The organism is Delftia sp. CH05 (genome assembly GCF_009827015.1).
Taxonomy (GTDB): domain Bacteria; phylum Pseudomonadota; class Gammaproteobacteria; order Burkholderiales; family Burkholderiaceae_C; genus Comamonas; species Comamonas tsuruhatensis.
In genome coordinates this window covers 1-17,297 of sequence record NZ_WUMG01000072.1, presented here as the reverse complement: position 1 = coordinate 17,297, position 17,297 = coordinate 1, and the positions used below count along the sequence as shown (strand labels likewise).

The window sequence follows — 17,297 nt, the reverse complement described above, 5'->3', positions numbered from 1 at the left end:
CCGCAGCGCAGCGAAGGGGTCGCGGACATTCGGGCGCTTTTCTTTGCTCACTTTCTTGTAGCGAGACAAGAAAGTGAGTCGGCCGCCGGGCCGAAACCCGGCCTCGAAAAGAAACGCCCCGACAGGGGCTTGCAAACAGAATCAGCGGTGCAACGCACAGACAGGTGGACGGGATGTTAAGAACACGCATTGCGACGTGCGGACGCCCTTGCGGGTAGCCCCATCCCGCCCAAAACCACTGGGACGCAGGCTCGCGCCTGCGCTCCGGAAACAAGACGAAAGCCACGAGCCGGTGTTCTTACCCACAGACAGGTGGACGGGATGTTAAGAACACGCATTGAGCCGTGCGGACGCCCTCGCGGGTAGCCCCATCCCGTCCATAACCGCAGGAACGTGGGCATACACCCACGACAAGAAAGCGGACCGAGCAGGATGATAGCCACCCTCCATCGGCCCGCGAAAACCCTGTTGCCACCCCCACCCGATCCCCACAACATGTCGCCCGGACGTAACAAACCGCAACCGGGCCACAGCCCCCGCGCAGGAGACACCATGACCGCCTTGCCCCGCTGGATGAAGACAGCCGCTCTGGCCATGGCGCTGGCGATGCCGCTGGCCGCCACTGCCCAGGAGCCGCCGCGCACCGTCGCGGGCGTGGCCTATCCCGCCCAGGCGGGGGTGGGCGGCCAGACGCTGCAGCTCAATGGCGCGGGCATTCGCTACAAGGCCATCTTCAAGGTCTACACGGCGGGCCTGTACCTGGAAAAGCCGGCCGCCAGCCTGCAGGAGATCGCGGCCCTGCCCGGCCCCAAGCGCGTGAGCGTGACCATGCTGCGCGAGATCGATTCGGCCGAGCTGGGCAAGCTGTTCGCACGCGGCATCGAGGACAACATGGAGCGCGCCCGCTTCTCCCGCCTGGTGCCCGGCGTGCTGCGCATGAGCGACATCTTCACGCAGCACAAGAAGCTGCTGCCGGGCGAGAACTTCTCGGTGGACTGGGTGCCGGGCCAGGGCGCCCAGGTCTTCGTCAAGGGCCAGGCCCAGGGTGCGCCCTTCCAGGAGCCCGAGTTCTTCCAGGCGCTGCTGGGCATCTGGCTGGGCCCGCACCCGGCCGACGAGCAACTCAAGAAGGCATTGCTGGGCGGTTGAACGGCTGCGCGGGCTCCTGCACGGGCCCGGCAAAGCGCGCCTGGATCTCCAGCCCCGTGGCACCGGGCAGGGCCGTGAGCGTCCAGCCATGGGCGCGCGCAATCTCCAGGCAGATGGGCAGCCCCAGGCCTGCGCCCAGGTCGCGCCGCTCGCTGCTGCGCCAAAAGCGCTCGAAGATGCGCGGCAGGTCCTCGGGCGGCACGCCACGGCCCTGGTCCAGCACCGAAAAGCCCAGGCCGCAGGCCTTCACGGTGACGGTGGCGCCCTGCGGGCTGTGCTGCACGGCGTTCTCGATCAGGTTCTTGAGCAGCACGAACAGCGCGCCCCGGTCGGCACGCCAGGCAGGCGAGCCGTCCTTGACCTCGCAGTGGATGTGCACGCCGCATTTTTCCGAAGCGCGTGCCATGAAGTCGCAGACCTCGCCAATGATGTCGGCCGGCGCAATGTCTTCCATGCGGTAGCGCTGGTGTTCGCAGACCTCGGCCAGGTGCAGCAGCTGCTGGACCTGGCGCGCCATGTGGTCCACGTCCTTGAGCAGCTCGGGGCTGCGCCGGTCCTCGGGCTCCAGCTCGATCTGCACGCGCATCAGGGCCAGCGGCGTCTTGAGCTCATGCGCGGCCATGGACAGGAATTCCTGCTGGTTCCTGAAGCCGGCCTGCAGCCGGTCCAGCACGTGGTTGAAGGCCTCGACCAGGGGCGCGAACTCGCGCGGCAGGTCCTTGGGCTGCAGGCGCGTGCCCAGCGTCTGCGGGGTGATGCGCTGCGCATCCTGCGCGGCCACGCCCAGCGGCCTGAGCATGCGCTGCAGCGTGCGGTGCGTGGAGAACAGGAACACGACCAGGAAAACCACGCCGATGGCCACCATGCCGCGCCACAGCGCGGGCAGGCCCACCGATTCGCGCAGCCAGTCCACCATGCGGTCGCTGACGGCTATCTGCACGTGCCACGTCGTGCCGTCGTGGACCAGCGTGGCCGTGCCCGCGCGCATGACCACGCCGCCGCGCTCGTAGGCAAAGGCCTTGAGCTCGGGGTCGAAGCCCCGGCCGGTCTGCGTCAGCGGCTGCATTTCGCCGTTGGGGGCGAAGACCACGCGGCCGCGGGCGTCGGTGATGCGCAGCTGCATTTCCTCGCCCAGGCTGGTCAGCATCCAGGCCTTGAGTTCACGCTCGCTGAAACCCTGGGGCACGCCCTTGGCATCGAAGCTCACCCACTCGGCCAGCTTCTCGGCCGCATGCCCCATGCCGCGCTGCAGCGCATAGCTGTCGAAAGGCTTGGCGACGAGAATCACCAGCGCGCCCACCAGCAGCGCGCTGAACACCATGCTCAACCCATAGACGGCCAGCAGCCGCGAGCGCAGGCTACCGGGCCAGCAAAGGTTCGCGAAGCGCATAGCCCTGACCCCGGATGTTGACGATTTCCATGCACGAGCCGGCCGCGGCCAGCTTGCGGCGCAGCCGGTGCAGGGCCACATCGAGGGCGTTGGGCGTGACCACGCTGCTCATGCCCCAGGCCGCCGCCTCCAGCGTGGAGCGGCGCACCGTGGCGCCGGCCTTGCGCACCAGGCTGAGCATGATCTGCAGCTCCGCCGGCGGCAGCGCGATGGCCGAGCCCGCGCAGTGCATGCAGGCCTGCTGCGGGCTGATGCTGATGTCGCCCAGCTGCGGCGCCAGCTCCTGCACCAGCGCGGGCCGGCGCAGCAGGGCGCGCACGCGGGCAATCAGCTCTTCCATGGGAAAGGGCTTGGTCAGGTAGTCGTCGGCACCGGCTTCCAGGCCGCCCACGCGGTCGCTGAGCGCGTCCCGGGCCGTGAGCATCAGGCAGGGCGTGGAGCGGCCTGCGGCGCGCAGGCGCTGCACCAGTTGCAGGCCGTCGCCATCGGGCAGGCCGCGGTCGATGACGATGACGCCGTAGTCGATGTCCTGCAGGGCCAGCCAGGCCGTGGAGATCTGGTGGAAGACATCGGTCTCTATGCCGGAGTTGGCCAGCGAGCGGCTGACCAGCGTGGCCAGCCTGGCATGGTCCTCAATTAATGCGATGCGATTCATGGTTTCCGTCGTTGCCGCACAGGGACAGCAGATGCTCCCTGATCCCGGTGATGCGCTGGGGCGCCATGGGCTCGACCAGCACATGGATGACCCACAGGTCCTCGACCATGGCGCGGCATTGCAGGGCAATGTCCTCGGGCACCAGATCGTCGGCGCAGGCCGCATCCACGAAATCAAACCATATGTTCTGGAATCTTGCGCGGGTCAGCAACTGTGCGGCCGTCTTCTGGCCGCGCTGGCGGGACAGGGCATGGTCGCAGACGCAGCGGATATAGGCGCGCAGGTGGCGTGCGGGGCCTGGAGGCTCCTCGGCCAGCGCCTGCAGCAGGTCCTCGCGGAACTTGAGGATAAGCAACTCGAAGATCGTCTCCAGCCGCACGGCACGGTGCTGGCTGCATTCTTGGAAGCGCGAACCCAGGGAATACGCCTGGCCCGCCGCCTGGATACCTATCACGTCCTGGTAGATGGAGGCTTGCATTGCGATGGCACGTTCTGTCGTTTCAGGCTCCGTCGGTCCGCCGCGAGAGCGGCAAACCTGCGGGGAAAACGGCCATGCTCCCCGATTGCGTCTTACTGGCGACTTACCGGCCCCTGAATCTGCCCCATTACACCGGGAATATGCAGGCGGCCGGCTTGATCAATATTGGCTCAAATATCTTCCTGCCAGCCAGCAACATACCTGACCAGCGCCCACTGTGCCAGCCACAGTGCCATATATCCAAATGTCTCCACCAGCTCCTCCAGCACGATCACCTGATAATCAAACCATTGCTGCAGGACAATGAAGCCATGACCTTCCGCATTGGTGGATATCACCATGGCCGCGACAAATGTCGCCAGGCTGAATATCGGCAGCGCCTTCTCGCGCACCAGGCGCTTGATGACCTTGTTCCAGACACCGTGGCGCACAAACCAATAGCAGCACAGCAGCAGCATGGCGCCCACCACCCATTTGACGGCGGGCCGGTACCACAGCACCTGGGAGCTGATCACCGGCCCCCACTTGCCAGCCTCCAGGCTGGGCAGGAAAGCCGCGCCCCAGGCCAGTTCACGCCCTAGAAAAGCCAGCCAGAACAGGGAGGCGATCCACCACAGTGGCGCTGCAAAGGAGCCTTTTTGCCGCCGCGCCGCAACCAGGGCCGCCACCATGCCCAGCAGCAGGGTCACGGCCTGGATATTCTCCAGGAATCCATTTTCCCAGCTCAGGCTTTGCGGCAATACAAAGCTCAGGGGAAAGCTCAATACCAGCCCTGCCAACAAAGCCCAATTCCAAAGCCGCAGCAAGGAATCATCATGGTATTTGGACGCGGATATTCTTGTTTTTGAAAGGGAAGCAGTCATTTTGATACAGGGCGTCTGGCGCTTTATCTGTTGATATGGTTTTTGCAAGCACGCAATATCCCGGAAATACTTACCAGGAAGCCGGAAAAATGGCGGGCGCACGGGCCTTCCCGCCGTTTTTCATTACAGCAGACTTGCCACCAGATTGCAGCACTGTGTCAAATTTGCCCTGCCGGGCGCGCAGTTGCCACCGCAGCCCGGCCAGGGCGGGCCGGGCTCGGCCCGTTGCCAGAACGGGCCGGGCTCAGGCGACGCGGACCGCGCGCGGGGGCAGCGCCGCCAGGGGCGCGGGCTGCACCAGATCGCGGTAGTAGTTGGGCAACGCGAACAGTGCGGGGTGCACTTCGGCGTTGTAGTAGCGCAGGTCGGGCAGGCGGCGCTCGGCCAGGCGCTGGCGCAGCTGGGCGGGGGGCAGCGCCGCCGCATCCAGTGTGTCGGAGGCCACGGCCAGGCCCCAGTAGGCGCCGTACAGGGGGATGTAGAGGCCGTAGCAGCGCACGATGGCAAAGCGCTCGCGCAGGCTGGCCACCAGCCGCGCCACCTGCCCGCCATGGAAGACGGGGCTGCCCAGGTGCAGCACCAGGGCGCCGCCCGGCGCCAGCACGCGCTTCATGCGCGCCAGGGCCTGGTCGGAGTACAGCGCGCTGGCAGGCGTGTCGGGGTCGGTGAGGTCCATGAGGGCGAGGTCGAAGCGTTCTTCGGTGCGCTCCACCATGGCCATGCCGTCGCCTATGCGCAGCTGCAGGCGCGGGTCATCGAACACGCCGCGGTGCACCTGCTGCAGGTGCGTGCGCGCGGCCTGGACCACGGCCTCGTCCAGCTCGGCCACCACCACCTGCTCCATGGACGGGTGCTTGAGCAGTTCCTCGGCTGCGCCGCCATCGCCGCCGCCCAGGATCAGCGCCTTGCGCGGCGCCGGGTGGGCCAGGGCCGCGGGGTGGACCAGGGCCTCGTGGTAGAAGAATTCCTCGCCTTCGGAGGTCATGAAGCGGCCATCCAGTCGCAGCACCTTGCCGAACTGCGGCGTGTGCAGCAGCTCCAGTTCCTGATGGGGCGTCTGCACGGTTTCGCGCCGCGTGGCGCGCCAGCCAAAGCGCGCATGGGGCGTGAGCGCCTCCAGCGCCCAATCGCCCTCATCGGCCGCCGCCGTGGCCTGGGCGCCGGGACCGATGTCGCCGCGCATCAGATGCTGGCGCACCACGCGGCCCGGCGCGTAGGCGGCGATCACGCCCTCCATCAGCGCGCGGGCCTTGCCCGAGTTGTCGGCGGAGAAGTTGCAGACGTAGACATCGACGGTGACGCAGCCGGTCTCGGGCCAGGTGTGTATGGCCAGGTGCGATTCGGCCAGCAGCACGGTGCCGGTGACGCCGCCGGGCTGCCCCTGGTAGTCAGGGAACTTGACCCAGCGGTCCTCCACCAGGGTCAGGCCGGCCTGCGCGGTCTGTGCGCGGCACAGGGCGGCGATGGCATCGGCGTCGAGCATATGGCGCTCGTCGCCCTGGCATTGGTAGAGATCGGCGGTCAGGTGCAGTCCGTGCATGTCGCGTGCTTCCTCCTTGTCTGTGGCCGGATCGCGGCCAGGATGGCAAAGCAGACGACTCTAGCAAAAACATAAATCGCACCGTCAAAGTGCGTTAACCATCGCCAAATCCCATTCTTTTTCCAAAAAACCTGGAACTGTGCAAATCAGGCCAGTTCGGTCAGCGCATCGACGAAGCCGTCGGCATCGATCTGGCGCACGGGCTGGCCGTGGTTGTAGCCGTAGCTCACCAGCACCACGGGGCAGCCCGCGGCGCGCGCGGCCTGGGCGTCGTTGCTGGAGTCGCCCAGCATCAGCGTGCGCGCGGGGGAGGTGCCCAGGGCCTCGCAGGTCTTGAGCAGGGGCAGCGGGTCGGGCTTCTTGCGCTCGAAGGAATCGCCGCCGAAGACCTGCTCGAACAGCGGTGCCAGGCCTTTTTGCTCCAGCAGCGGCCGGGCGAAGGACAGCGGCTTGTTGGTCAGGCAGGCCAGGCGCAGGCCGCGCGCGCGCAATGCCTGCAGGCCTTCGAGCACGCCCGGGTAGACATCGGCGAACTGGCCGTTGAGCTGCAGGTAATGGTGTTCGTAGCGTGTCCAGGCCTGGTCATAGGCGGCGTCCACGTCGGCCGCGCCCACATGGGCCAGCACCGATCGGATCAGGTGCTCCGAGCCCTTGCCCACCATGTTCTCTATGGCCTGCGGGGCGATGGCCGGCAGTTGCAGGTCCGCCAGCATGCGGTTGAGGGCTTCGGCGAAGTCGCCCAGGGTGTTGACCATGGTGCCGTCGAGATCGACGATGGCGGCATCCAGGTGCGTGGGGTTCAACGGAATAAGGTTTGCAATCATGGCCATGGAGTATCGATAACCGGGGGCTGCCTGCGCAGGAACAGCGCTGAAAATATCAGAACTTGCACGGGCCCTGGACTTGGGCCCTGCGGCTCCTGGCAGACCCGGCATGGCGGCGGCCGCGCACCCCGGCGCACGCAAGGGGCCGTTGATCAGAACGACACCCAGTCGTCCTGCTCCTGCGCTTGCGCCTGCTTGTGCGCAGGGCTCACCGGGCTCACGGGGCGCAGCACGGGCCGGGCAGCCTGGCGGGCGGGGAGCGCCGCTTTCGCGGGTGCCGGATTGCGCGCCTGCACCGTCGGCTGCGACAGCGGCGGTGTCGAGGCAGGCTGTGCCGCCTGGCCGCCCAGCTGGAAGATCGACACGGCCTGAACCAGCTGCTGTGCCTGCGTTCTGAGGCTGGCCGCCGCTGCCGCGCTTTCCTCCACCAGCGCCGCATTCTGCTGCGTGACCTGGTCCATCTGGCTGACGGCCTTGCCGACCTGCGCCACCCCCGCGCTTTGCTCATCGCTGGCACTGCTGATCTCCCCCATGAGGTCGGTCACGCGCTGGATGGACTGCAGCACCTGCGCCATGGTGGCGCCAGCCTGGTCGGCCAGCTCGGTGCCCTGCTTGACCCGTGTGGTGCTGGTGGCGATGAGCTGCTTGATTTCCCGGGCGGCCTGCGCGCTGCGCTGCGCCAGGTTGCGCACCTCACCGGCCACCACGGCAAAGCCCTTGCCCTGCTCGCCTGCGCGCGCAGCCTCGACTGCGGCATTGAGCGCCAGGATGTTGGTCTGGAACGCGATGCCGTCGATCACGCCCACGATTTCGCCGATCTGGCGCGAGCTTTCGCTGATGTCCTGCATCGCATTGACGACCTCCTGCACGGAGCCGCCGCCCTTGGTGGCCACCTGGCTTGCGCCCAGGGCGAGTTGATTGACCTGCCTGGCGTTGTCCGCGTTTTGCTTGACGGTGGTCGACAGCTGCTCCATCGACGCTGCAGTTTCCTGCAAGGCGCTGGCCTGCTGTTCCGTGCGCTGGCTCAAGTCGGCATTGCCGTTGGCGATCTCCGTGCTGCCGCCCGCCACCCCGTCGGCATTGCTGCGCACGTCCTGCACGACCGAGGCCAGGCTCTGGAGCATGGCATTGAGCGATGCCTGGACGCTGCCTTCGGGGGCCTGGTGGCGCAGCAGTTCAGGGCTGAGATTGCCTTGGGCGATCTGCCGGGCGACATCGCCCAGTTGCGCCGGCTCTGCGCCCAGGGAGCGCGTCAGGCCGCGTGCTATCAGCTGCCCCATCAGCACGGCCAGGACAAAGGCCGTGACGCTGGCGGCGATCAGCATGTTTCTGCGGTGCGCGTAGGCCTGCGCGGCCTCTTCGATCATCTGCTGTGAACGGATGCGGGTCAGTTCACTGTACTGGCGGGTGGCCTCGATCAGCTGCGCCAGCAAGGGCCGGCACTCTTCGTTCATCTTGCGGATCGCTGCCTCCTTCTGGTTTTGCAGAGCCAGGGCCACGATATCGGTCGCAACCGGTCCATAGCGCTGCTCCACGCCCACAATCTTGGCAACCAGATCGCGTGCATCGGTCGCAACATCCTTCAAAGCCATCTTGGCCTGGAGTTCGGCCAGCGAGGTGTTGACGTCGGTGTGCGCGGAGGTCACGGCATCCTTCTCCGCCGCCAGGTCTGCAGGCGAGGTCACCAGCACCAGGTTGCGCGCAGCGATCGCCCTGCGGTCCACGGCTGTGCGAACCCTCTCTGCCAGGTGTGCACGGGCGTTGATGCCTTCGACGAAGTGCACGAGATTCAGGTTCGCCTCGCGCAGCGCCTGCAATGCCAGCAGGGACACTACTACGGTGAGAAGTGCCAGGCAGGTGAAAGCCACGGAAAGTTTGGTCTTGACCGTCCAGAAGCGGGGATTCATGGCGCGTCTCCAGTTGGGTTGGCAAATTGCGGCGTAGAGGCGGGAAAGAGGTGTGCCGGAGCAAATGGCTCAGCTCACAGCGCAGTCCGGCAGGGCTGCCGTGGTCGCCGCCAGGAGCTTGTCAGCATCGATGAGCAGCAGCGAACGCTCCTCGAGCACGCCCATGGCCAGCAGGCAGTCATTGACCAGGCCCCCGCCCATGGCGGGCACGGCGCGCAGGTCCTGCGGCATGAGCGTCACCACGTCGGTGACACCCTCCACCACCATGCCCGTCACTCCGCCAGGCAGGCGCAGCATGATGGTCACGGTGCAGGCGTCGTACGGCTTGGCCGCAAGCCCCAGCCTGAGCCGCAGATCGATGACGGGAATGACCTCCCCGCGCAGTTCCAGCACGCCGTTGAAGTAGGCGGGGCCATTGGCAATGCGCATGGGCGACTCGTAGGACCGGATCTCCTGCACTTGCAGCAGGTCGATGCCGAACTCCTCATCGTCCACAAGGAAGGAAAGCCATTGCCTGGCGGTGTCGGTTGTCAGTGTAGGTGGCATCTTCATCACTCCAATCAAATTTATTTGATGAATTTGATAAAAATTTAACAGAGAGAAAAGAACAGCACAACCGGTTGTTACATTTCTGGGGGTGTTGATGCTTCGAAACGTGAGCCAGGCCGAACGCGTCGCCAAGCGCTGCCGGGCTGTGGCGACGGCTTGTCCAAGGAGGTAGAGGACTGCGTGGCGGCTCGGCGCAGCAGATCCCGGAGCAATGGCTTGGCGAGACTGAATTGATAAATTCAATTCCCCGAGATGAACTCAAGCTTGGTAAATTATCAATTGCATCATATTGATCAAAATTCCTAGCCATCTCTCGGGAGCCCCACCACCATGTTCCTTCGCCTTCTGTCCATCCGCACACGGCTCATCGCTGCCTTCACCCTGCTCCTGCTGCTGCTGAGCACGGTCGCGGCCATCGGCTCACTGCAGATCGCCCGGGTCCAGTTCAATGCCAACGACCTGGGCACCAACTGGCTGCCTTCCACCAATGTGCTGGCCTCGATCCGCGCCACGGCCAACGCGGCACGCCGCGCCGGGCTGCGCCACGTGATCGAGGAGGACGCGCAAAGGAAGCGCGCCCAGGAGGACCTGCTGCTGCAGGCCCAGAAGTCACTGCAGTCGGACCTGGCCGTCTATGAAAAGCTGGTGTCCTCGCCAGAGGAGCGGCAGCTGTATGAAAGGATGCTGGTGCTGTGGGACGCGGCCCGAGCCGCTGACCGAAAGATGGTCGAGCTGTCCAGCGGGGGCCCCGAACAGGTGGCACAGGCGCGCGCACTGGCCACGGGTGCGACCGCTCAGGCCTTCGCCCAGCTCATGGACGTCGTGGGCCAGGACATCGCGCTGAACCAGGAAGGCGGGCGCAAGGCCACCGAGCAGGCCGAGAAGGACTACCACCTGGCGCTGTACCTGCTCGGCGGGCTGGCCACGCTGGCGGTGTCCCTGGGCGCCGTGCTGGCCTGGGCCATCACGCGCTCGATCACCGAGCCCCTGCACATGGCGGTCTCGGTGGCGGACACCGTGGCGCGGGGCGACCTCACGGCCAGCATCGTGGTGCAGGGCCGGGATGAGCCCGCCCGGCTGCTGGGCGCGATGCGCGACATGAACGGCAAGCTTCGCGAGATCATGGCAAGCATTCGCCTCAGCAGCGACAGCATTGCGACGGGGTCGAGCGAGATCGCCTCCGGCAGCCTGGACCTGAGCCAGCGCACCGAGCAGCAGGCCAGCAACCTCGAGGAGACGGCCGCATCGATGGAGGAGCTCACGGCCACGGTGCGCACGAATGCGGACACGGCCCAGCAGGCCAGCAAGGTGGCTTCGGCCGCGTCGGCCTCGGCTGCCGAGGGAGGCCAGTCCGTGGCCCTGGTGGTGCATACCATGCAGGACATCTCGCAGGCCTCGCGCAAGATCGCCGAGATCACGAACGTCATCGACGCCATTGCCTTCCAGACCAATATCCTGGCGCTCAACGCTGCCGTGGAGGCCGCGCGGGCCGGCGAACAGGGCCGGGGCTTCGCGGTGGTCGCCAGCGAGGTGCGCGCGCTGGCCCAGCGCTCGGGCACGGCGGCCCGCGAGATCAAGGAGCTGATCGGTGCCAACCTGGAAAAGGTCGAGCAAGGCACCCAGGTGGCGACCCGGGCTGGCGAGCAGATGGGCCGCATCGTGGAGCAGGTGCGCAGCGTGGACACCATGATCGGCGAGATCTCCAGCGCATCGGCCGAGCAGGCGGTAGGCATACGGCAGGTCGGCGAGGCGGTGAGCCAGCTGGACCAGATGACGCAGCAGAACGCGGCGCTGGTCGAGCAAAGCTCGGCCGCTGCGGGCAGCCTGGAGCAGCAGGCCGCTTCTCTGGCGCAGATCGTCTCCACATTCAGGATGCATCCCGAGCATGGGGCAAGCCACCCCGCCGCGCCGCGTGCCGCCAACGTCCAGGCCATGGGGCCCAGGCAAGCGCTGCCGGCCATTCAGGCACGCGTATCGCCGGCCCGTGGGCAACCGCAGGTCAAGGAGGAGGAATGGGCGGCCTTCTGACCTGGATCCGTACAGAAGCAAGGAAATGGCGGCAAGATGAAGTATCCATGTGAACCGTTGCGGGGCCCTTGTTCATGATCAAGCGCATCAGTGTGCGGCAGCTGCGGCTGGGCATGTTTCTGGAGAGCTTTTGCGGCAGCTGGATGGAGCATCCGTTCTGGCGCAGCCGCTTCAGGCTGGAAGACCCTGCCGACCTGGCGAGGATCCTGCACGCCCCCATCCAGGAAGTGTGGATCGATACCGCCAAGGGCCTGGATGTCGCGCAAGACGAGCCGTCTTGCTCGCGCGAGCAGGTGGACACCGTGATCGACGCCCAACTGTCCGAGATCTCGCAACTGGCCGAGTTGGAGTGCGAGCTGCGGCCCGTTGCCTTCGATGAGGAGGTGAAGCGGGCCGCCCGGATCTGCCGCCAGTCCAGGCAGGCGATCACCGCCATGTTCCGCGAGGCGCGCATGGGCAGGGAGATCAACCAGGACGAGGCCCGCTCCGTGGTCGCCGAGGTGTCCGAGTCGATCATCCGCAATCCGTGCGCCTTGGTCAGCATCGCCCGGCTCAAGAGCAGCGACGACTACACCTACATGCACTCGGTGGCGGTCTGCGCCCTGATGATCGTGCTGGCACGCCAGCTCGACCTGCCACCGCAGCAGGTGCGCCAGGCGGGCTATGCGGGGCTGCTGCACGATATTGGAAAGATGGCGATCCCCGCCCCCATCCTGAACAAGCCGGGGCGCCTGACCGACAGGGAGTTTGCCGAGGTCCGCGAGCATCCGGCGCGAGGCCTGGAGCTGCTCCTGGCCGGCGGCGTCGATGATCCGGTGGTGCTGGACGTCTGCCTTCACCATCATGAGAAGGTGGATGGCACAGGTTACCCCCACGGGCTGCGTGGCGAGGACATCAGCCTGTTCGCGAAGATGGGCGCGGTCTGCGATGTCTACGACGCCATCACCTCGGACCGCCCCTACAAGCGTGGCTGGGACCCTGCCGAGGCGGTGCACAAGATGGCCGAATGGAGCGCCGGGCACTTCGACAAGACCGTATTCCAGGCCTTCGTCAAAAGCATAGGCATCTACCCGGTGGGCTCTTTGGTGCGGCTGACAACGGGCAGGCTGGGGGTCGTCGTGGACCCTGGCCGCCAGTCCCTGACCTGTCCGCAGGTCAAGGTGTTCTATTCCACGGCCAGCGGCATGCGGATGGCACCGGAGACCGTTGACCTGGCCCGGCCCGGGTGCCAGGAGAAGATAGCCAGTCGGGAAGACCCCGCGAAATGGGGCTTCACCGACCTCGATGCCCTGTGGAAAGACCCGGCCTGGGAACGGGCCACATAAAGACGGGGCTGCCGGCTCCCGCACAGGGGCAAAAGACCTGTTCCCGGCCTGGGGCCGGAACCCGCCCCGCTGCCGCGGCGGCATCCGGCGCCCACGGGCGTGAAGGCCTGGCAACAGATTTGATAGATAAATTCAATAAAATTTGATTTAATTGATATTTATGATTCATATGCCGGCCCACACCTTTGTTGCGGCATGAAAGATCTCCCCATGCAAAAGATACTGATCGCCGAGGACCATGCCGACATCCGCAAGCTGCTGCGCATGACACTGGAATTCAGCGACTTTGACGTCATAGAGGCTTGCGATGGCGACGAGGCCTGGGCGATGGCCGAGAGGCTCAGGCCCGACATCGTCCTGCTCGACATCATGATGCCGGGCACGCTCGACGGCCTGGAGGTGTGCAGCCGCATCAAGCGCTCCTACGAACTGCTGCATACGCAGGTCATCCTGCTGACGGCCCGGGGCAGCGCCGAGGACCGCAAGGCGGGCCTGCAGGCCGGAGCCGACGAATACCTGGTCAAGCCCTTCAGCACCCTGAAGCTGCTGGAGACGATCGAAAAGCTCGAGAGGATCGACTGATGGCCCAGTACCAGACCGCCTCCCCCCGGGAGCCATCGCGACGTTTCGATCCTGCGGCCGTGGAGCAGATGGAGCAGCTCATCCAGGACTTCGGCCGCATGTACCGCGAGCGCAACGATCTGCTCAAGGAAGTGACACGCGCCCACCACGAGACCCTGCTGCGCCTGGCCATGGCCGCCGAGTTCAAGGACGACGACACCGGCTCGCACATCATCCGCATCGGCTACCTGTCGGAGGCCTTGGCCCTGCGCCTGGGCTGCCGCATCGAATTCGCCAGCCTGCTGCGCAAGGCGGCCCCGATGCATGACATCGGCAAGGTCGGCATTCCGGACACCATCCTCAAGAAGCAGGGCCCGCTGGATGCGCAGGAGCGCCTGGTCATGAACCGGCATGCCGAGATCGGCGCGCATCTGCTGGGCCAGTCGCGCATCCCGGTGTTCCAGATGGCGGCCGAAATCGCCGCCAGCCACCACGAACGCTTCGACGGCAAGGGCTACCCGCAGGGATTGGCAGGCGAGGACATCCCGCTGTCGGCGCGCATCACCTCCATCGTCGATATCTTCGACGCGCTCACCATGGACCGGGTGTACCGGCCGGCGTTCGGGCGAGCACGGGCCCTGGAGATGATCGCGGCGGAACGGGGCAAGGCCCTGGATCCCGGCATCGTCGACGCGTTCATGGACAACATCGAAGAGCTGGATGCGCTGCGCCTGGCGCTGACCCGGCAGTCCCCGTCCTTCACCGATCTGATCGACACACCCTGAAAGCCCGCCATGCATCCATCATCGACATGTTTCGGCGCACCGTCTCCAAGGCGCGTGCTGGCCCGCCTGGCAGCCGTTGCCGGACTGCTGCTGTGTCTGGTGCCATGGTCCGGCTCTGCCGCAGCTGGCGAGGTGCTGGAGCGGATTGCATCCACGGGCGCCCTGCGTGTGTGCATATGGCCCGACTACTACGGCATCACCTTCCGCGACCCGCGCACGGGCCGGCTGACGGGCGTGGATGCAGAGCTGTCGGCGGAGCTGGCCAGGGAGCTGGGCGTACGGCTGCAGTATGTGGATTCCTCCTTTCCCAGGCTGATACCTGACCTGCTGGAGTCGCGCTGCGATGTCGCCATGTTCGCCGTGGGCATACTCCCCCAGCGGCAAAAGCAGCTGCGCTTCACGCAGCCCTATCTGAGCAGCGACATCTACGGCGTCACCACCAAGAGCAATCAGGCCGTGCAGTCCTGGGCGGACATCGACCAGCCCGGCGTGCAGGTCGCCGTGCAGCGCGGCACCTTCATGGAGCCCGTGATGCGCGAGACGCTCAAGCATGCGCAGATCGTGTCCATCGAGCCGCCCCAGACCCGCGAGAAGGAGCTCATGGCAGGGCGCGTGGATGTGTTCATGACCGACTACCCCTACAGCCGCCGGCTGCTCGACAGCTCCGACTGGGCCCGGTTGATCGCACCGCCCAAGCCGTTCCACGTGCTTCCCTACGGCTATGCAACCAGTCCTGCCGACGCCCAGTGGCTGGCGCGCCTGGACCAGTTCGTCTCCGACATCCGGCGAGACGGCCGCCTGGCCCGGGCAGCGCGCAACCACGGGCTGAGCGCCATCGTCGCGCCTTGAACCCTCCGATGGAGCGCCTTCATCATGTCTGGCCGAGCCGGCACGCATCATTTTCTGGGAGCCAGGCGCAGCGCCCACCTCAAGGCATTGGTGCTGACCTTTGCCCTGTGCGTGCTTGCCGGGCTGGTGCTGTTCGTCTGGAGCCAGCTGCATGCCGAGGCCGAGCAGAGCAAGGCCCAGGCGGCGTTGCTGGCCCGTGTGCTGCAGGATCAGACGAACAAGACCTTCGAGACCGGCGAGGTCGCCCTGGCAAGCCTGGCCAACAACCCGGTCATCCTGTCCGCCGACAGCCCCGGCGCAGCGCGCGAGGCGGCCTTGGCGCAAGTGGTCGGCCAGTTGCCGGTTCTGCGCAGCATGGCGCTGCTCGATGGCAAAGGACGCATCCTGGCGAGCACGCAAGCGGGCGAGGCCGGCCTGCAGATCGAGCTGCACAAGCTGCTGCCTGACAGGGCATCGGCTCCGGTCCCGGGCAAGGTCCAGCTGGGACGCCTGGTCACCGGCCGCAGCCTCTCCTCCCTGGCAGCGACACCGCATGCGACACCGCATGCGACACCGCGGGGCGTCCGCTACCTGCCCCAGATCCTCGCATTCAAGCGCGACAACGGCGCACCGGCCGTGCTGGTGGCCCTGATCAATCCCGACGCCGTGGCCAACTTCTACCAGTCCACGCTGGAGTCCCTCAGCTACGAGGCCATGCTGCTGAGCCACGACGGCCAGACGCTGGCCAGCACGAATGCGGGCACCGGCGTGCAGGCGACCGCCGTGCTGCAGACACCGCTGTTCCGGCAGTGGCTGCCGCACAGCGAATTCGGCTCCTACGTCGGCGCCGGCATGCTCGGCTCCCATGAGGTCGTGTCCTTTCGCACCGTGCGCAACTGGCCTCTGCTGCTGGTGGTGGAGGAGCCCTACTCGGAGGTGGTCGCGCGCTGGCGCGACAAGGCATTCGCCTTCTTCGTTGCCGGCCTTGCGCTTCTTGCCCTGGTGCTGGGCCTGAGCGGGTCGGTGCTCAAGACCCGCAGGGTCCAGAAGTCATCCCAGCAGTCCATGGAAAAGGCCCAGGCGCGCCTGGCCCGCAGCGAGCATGAGATGGCCGTGCTCATGCGCAGCGTGCAGGAGCTGATCTTTCGCACCGACATCCAGGGCCGGCTGACCTTCGTGAACGCACGCTGGGAGCAATGGACCGGGCAGCCCAGCGTCGAGGCGCTGGGGCAGCCGCTGGAAGGCATCGCGCGCGAAGCCTGCAGGCCGCAGATCCATGCCCTGCTCGACCCCCAGGCCAAGCTGGCCCTGCGCAACTGCCAGGCCATGTTCCAGCTGCCGGGCCACCGGGAAATACTCTGCGACATCGCCGTCGTCCCCCTGCTGCGCGACGGCCGGCTCGTGGGCTTCGCGGGCAGCGCCGTGGATGTGACGGCCCGCTGGAAGGCACAGCAGGAGCTGCAGACCCAGCTGGCCTTCCAGCACCTGCTGTTCGAGACCACGCCCCTGCCCATGCTGGTCACCGACGCGGACCACCGCGTGGTACTGGTCAACAAGGCCTGGGAGGACTTCTTCGGCCGCGGCCGCTATGCCGTGCTCGGCCACGAGATCAAGGGCCTGCACTCGCGCGACGATGCCCTGCTGCAGATACGCAGCAACCAGGTCGTGATGCGCTCGGGCCAGCGCATGGTGCTGGAGGCCCGGCTGCCCCACATGGACGGCAGCTACCGCGACGTGCAGATCTCCAAGGCGGCGGTCAAGGATGCCCAGGGACAGACCACCGGCGTGCTCAGCATCTTTGTGGATGTGAGCGAATTCCGCGCGGCCGAGCATGCCACGCGCGAGGCCCGCGATGCGGCCGAGGAGGCCTTCCGCGTGAAGTCGGARTTCGTCGCCAACATGAGCCATGAGCTGCGCACCCCGCTGCAGTCCATCATGGGCTTTGCCGAGCTGGGCAGCCTGCGCTCGCGCGGCAATCCCGCCATGGCCGACATGTTCAACGACATCCATGCGGCGGGCCAGCGCATGCTGGCCCTGGTCAATGACCTGCTCGATGTGGCCAAGCTGGACAGCGCCGTGGGAACCATCCACCTGGAGCGCACGGACCTGCGCAGCCTGATCCGGCCGGTCGTGCGCGAGCTGGAGCCGCAGCAGCAGCACAAGCTCATCGACCTGCGGCTCGAACTCGACGACGCCCCGCTGATCGCCAAGGCCGACCCCGTGCGCTTCCAGCAGGTGGTGCGCAATGTGCTGGCCAATGCCATCAAGTTCTCGCCCATCGGCGGGCGCATCGATGTGCAGGGCCGCATCGACGGGCAGGGCGACATCTGCATCGCCTTCTCCGACCAGGGCCCGGGCATTCCGCCGCAGGAGCTGGACAAGATCTTCCAGCCCTTCGTGCAGTCCAGCAAGACC

At 66.4% G+C, this 17,297-nt stretch carries 15 protein-coding genes; 7 read left to right on the top strand and 8 right to left on the bottom strand.

Annotated features, from left to right (window positions below):
* The first annotated feature begins 552 nt into the window (after positions 1 to 552).
* Positions 553 to 1,149: a chalcone isomerase family protein gene (locus tag GRX31_RS29305; RefSeq protein ID WP_012202680.1), complete on the top strand. Its 597-nt coding sequence runs from the start codon at positions 553 to 555 to the stop codon at positions 1,147 to 1,149.
* On the opposite strand, the gene GRX31_RS29300 is transcribed toward GRX31_RS29305, so the two are convergent.
* The 8 genes from GRX31_RS29300 to GRX31_RS29265 all read right to left on the bottom strand — a co-directional run bounded on the left by GRX31_RS29300 (position 1,124) and on the right by GRX31_RS29265 (position 9,352).
* Complete coding sequence (locus GRX31_RS29300; protein ID WP_016450792.1) at positions 1,124 to 2,539, bottom strand: sensor histidine kinase; 1,416 nt, start codon at positions 2,537 to 2,539, stop codon at positions 1,124 to 1,126. The two genes, GRX31_RS29305 and GRX31_RS29300, sit on opposite strands and share 26 nt — an antisense overlap.
* Entirely contained in the window at positions 2,508 to 3,194 is a 687-nt protein-coding gene (locus tag GRX31_RS29295) for a response regulator transcription factor (RefSeq protein ID WP_013804692.1), read from the bottom strand. The genes GRX31_RS29300 and GRX31_RS29295 overlap by 32 nt, the downstream gene beginning before the upstream one ends.
* The gene (locus tag GRX31_RS29290) at positions 3,172 to 3,672 is read right to left on the bottom strand and encodes a hypothetical protein (protein ID WP_016453971.1); all 501 of its coding nucleotides are present in this window, start codon (positions 3,670 to 3,672) and stop codon (positions 3,172 to 3,174) included. Before GRX31_RS29290 ends, GRX31_RS29295 begins: the two co-directional genes overlap by 23 nt.
* A gap of 170 nt (positions 3,673 to 3,842) precedes the next feature.
* On the bottom strand, positions 3,843 to 4,583 hold the full coding sequence (locus GRX31_RS29285) for a hypothetical protein (protein ID WP_223275310.1): 741 nt from the start codon (positions 4,581 to 4,583) through the stop codon (positions 3,843 to 3,845).
* 196 nt (positions 4,584 to 4,779) lie between these two features.
* On the bottom strand, positions 4,780 to 6,075 hold the full coding sequence (gene speE, locus GRX31_RS29280; RefSeq protein WP_160856055.1) for a polyamine aminopropyltransferase: 1,296 nt from the start codon (positions 6,073 to 6,075) through the stop codon (positions 4,780 to 4,782).
* 146 nt (positions 6,076 to 6,221) lie between these two features.
* Entirely contained in the window at positions 6,222 to 6,899 is a 678-nt protein-coding gene (locus GRX31_RS29275) for a phosphoglycolate phosphatase (RefSeq protein ID WP_237426815.1), read from the bottom strand.
* Positions 6,900 to 7,051: 152 nt separating this feature from the next.
* Complete coding sequence (locus GRX31_RS29270; RefSeq protein ID WP_160856051.1) at positions 7,052 to 8,806, bottom strand: methyl-accepting chemotaxis protein; 1,755 nt, start codon at positions 8,804 to 8,806, stop codon at positions 7,052 to 7,054.
* 69 nt (positions 8,807 to 8,875) lie between these two features.
* Positions 8,876 to 9,352, bottom strand: a complete 477-nt coding sequence (locus GRX31_RS29265; protein WP_160856049.1) for a chemotaxis protein CheW — start codon at positions 9,350 to 9,352, stop codon at positions 8,876 to 8,878.
* Between the two features lie 333 nt (positions 9,353 to 9,685).
* Between GRX31_RS29265 and GRX31_RS29260 the strand changes: the two genes are divergently transcribed.
* The 6 genes from GRX31_RS29260 to GRX31_RS29235 all read left to right on the top strand — a co-directional run.
* On the top strand, positions 9,686 to 11,383 hold the full coding sequence (locus GRX31_RS29260) for a methyl-accepting chemotaxis protein (RefSeq protein ID WP_160856047.1): 1,698 nt from the start codon (positions 9,686 to 9,688) through the stop codon (positions 11,381 to 11,383).
* Between the two features lie 74 nt (positions 11,384 to 11,457).
* Positions 11,458 to 12,708: an HD-GYP domain-containing protein gene (locus GRX31_RS29255; protein ID WP_016450585.1), complete on the top strand. Its 1,251-nt coding sequence runs from the start codon at positions 11,458 to 11,460 to the stop codon at positions 12,706 to 12,708.
* A gap of 210 nt (positions 12,709 to 12,918) precedes the next feature.
* Complete coding sequence (locus GRX31_RS29250) at positions 12,919 to 13,290, top strand: response regulator transcription factor (RefSeq protein ID WP_034348076.1); 372 nt, start codon at positions 12,919 to 12,921, stop codon at positions 13,288 to 13,290.
* A complete protein-coding gene (locus tag GRX31_RS29245) occupies positions 13,290 to 14,054 on the top strand; it encodes an HD-GYP domain-containing protein (RefSeq protein WP_016450587.1) in 765 nt (254 codons plus the stop codon). Before GRX31_RS29250 ends, GRX31_RS29245 begins: the two co-directional genes overlap by 1 nt.
* Before the next feature lie 9 nt (positions 14,055 to 14,063).
* Positions 14,064 to 14,903 carry a substrate-binding periplasmic protein gene (locus GRX31_RS29240; protein ID WP_016453965.1) on the top strand — a complete coding sequence of 280 codons (840 nt, stop codon included), beginning with the start codon at positions 14,064 to 14,066 and terminating at the stop codon, positions 14,901 to 14,903.
* 24 nt (positions 14,904 to 14,927) lie between these two features.
* Positions 14,928 to 17,297, top strand: a 2,370-nt coding sequence (locus GRX31_RS29235; protein ID WP_160856045.1) for a sensor histidine kinase, incomplete at its 3' end; no start/stop codon positions are given.